The sequence below is a fragment of the Streptomyces sp. HSW2009 genome (assembly GCF_040240285.1).
Classification (GTDB): domain Bacteria; phylum Actinomycetota; class Actinomycetes; order Streptomycetales; family Streptomycetaceae; genus Streptomyces.
On sequence record NZ_JBEHZD010000990.1, the window covers coordinates 1 to 1,411 of the forward strand.

2 protein-coding genes are annotated in these 1,411 nt (G+C 74.7%); one reads left to right on the forward strand and one right to left on the reverse strand.

Going from position 1 to position 1,411, the window contains the following annotated elements; translation table 11 throughout:
• Positions 1–244: 244 nt before the first annotated feature.
• Positions 245–886: a TetR/AcrR family transcriptional regulator gene (locus AAHZ94_RS34080; RefSeq protein WP_349997558.1), complete on the reverse strand. Its 642-nt coding sequence runs from the start codon at positions 884–886 to the stop codon at positions 245–247.
• Positions 887–1,080: 194 nt separating this feature from the next.
• Here AAHZ94_RS34080 and AAHZ94_RS34085 point away from each other — a divergent pair, with 194 nt between their 5' ends.
• Positions 1,081–1,263 (forward strand): DUF6243 family protein, encoded by a 183-nt coding sequence (locus AAHZ94_RS34085; RefSeq protein ID WP_349997557.1) that lies wholly within the window; start codon positions 1,081–1,083, stop codon positions 1,261–1,263.
• Positions 1,264–1,411: the final 148 nt, after the last annotated feature.

A 1,411-nucleotide genomic window follows, 5' to 3' on the forward strand; every position in this document is an offset into this window, starting at 1 on the left:
GCGGCCTCCACGACGGCGACCTCCCCACGAGCACACGACGGCGACCTCCCCACGAGCAGCGGGACCGGCCGCAGCCCTGCCCGGCGGCGGGCGGCACAGCGACGGACGGCACGGCCGGCGGGTGCCGCGGCGGACTACCCGGCGGGCGGCCCAGCAGAAAACTCTGCAAGCAAGCGCGGTTGACCACCCGGCGGGCGACTCGGGGGGCGGCTCGGCGGACGACTCCGCAAGCAAGCGCGGTTGACTACCCGGCGGGCGACTCGGTGGACGCCCCGGCAGGTGACACCGCAGGCGACACCGCGATGCCGCGCAGCACCTGGTCCACGATCGTGTCCGCGTACGCGTGGCTCAGCGGCAGCGTCCGCAGGGACCAGCGGTGGAAGAGGGAGCCGACGATCATTTCGACGGCGACCCGCAGATCGGCGTCGGCGGCGATCTGGCCGGCCTGCTGGGCGGTGCGCAACCGCGCGGCCCAGGCGTCGAGCTGTGGTTCGAGGACGCGGGCGTTGAGTTCGGCGCCCAGTTCCGGGTCGTTCTGGCTCTCGGCCACCAGCGCCCTGGTGGGCAGCGCGTACTTCGGGTTGTCCATCTCGTCGACGGTGGCGCGCAGCACCGACTTGAGGTCGGCGGCGAGGTCGCCCGTGTCGGGGAGGGTGACTTCCGGGGCACCGTCACTCTGATCGAGGAAGGAGTCGAAGAGCACCGCGGCCTTCGACGGCCACCAGCGGTAGATGGTCTGCTTGCCGACCCCCGCCCGGGCGGCGATCGCCTCGATGGTGAGCTTGCCGAAGCCCACCTCGCCGACGAGTTCCAGGGCGGCGTCCAGGATGGCGCGGCGCGAGCGTTCGCTGCGGCGGCTTGAGTCGGGGGCCGTCTTACGGGCCATGTTCTCGGTCATGGCCGGCAATCTACCAATTGCGAGGCGAGACGTATCGTCTTGACAAGCCCGCGCCGCACCCCGCACACTCAAGCCGTGCGAGACGCAACGTCTCGTACGGGATTGCCGCAGCCGGCCCCGCCGGCAACGGCCACCCCGTCGACAGAGGCCCAGAGAAGCGAAACGAGACGAGGGAGACCCCCATGAGCAAGGGACGTTCCGGAAGCATGCTCGGCGTCGGCGGCACCCGCGCCAACCTCTCCCGATCCGCCCTGCGCGGCGGGCGCGGGCAGCGCGGGGCGCAGGGCGACCTCGATCCGATGGCACAGAAGCGGGCGCTGCTGCGCAAGCTCCAGGAGAAGCGCGACGCGGCCACGGACGCGTGAGCCCACCCGCGGCACGGGCCCCGACACCACCGCGGGCCCGCGCCGCCGGGGGGGGGCCCCCCCCGCCCGCGCCCCCCCCCCCCCCCCCCCGCCGCCCCCCCCCCCCCCCCCCCCCCCCCCCCCCCCCCCCCCCCCCCCCCCCCCCCCC

Excerpts from the sequence above, each read along its gene's own strand:
- AAHZ94_RS34080 (WP_349997558.1), bottom strand. The coding sequence starts at position 886 with ATGGCCCGTAAGACGGCCCCCGACTCAAGCCGCCGCAGCGAACGCTCG.
- AAHZ94_RS34085 (WP_349997557.1), top strand. The coding sequence starts at position 1,081 with ATGAGCAAGGGACGTTCCGGAAGCATGCTCGGCGTCGGCGGCACCCGC.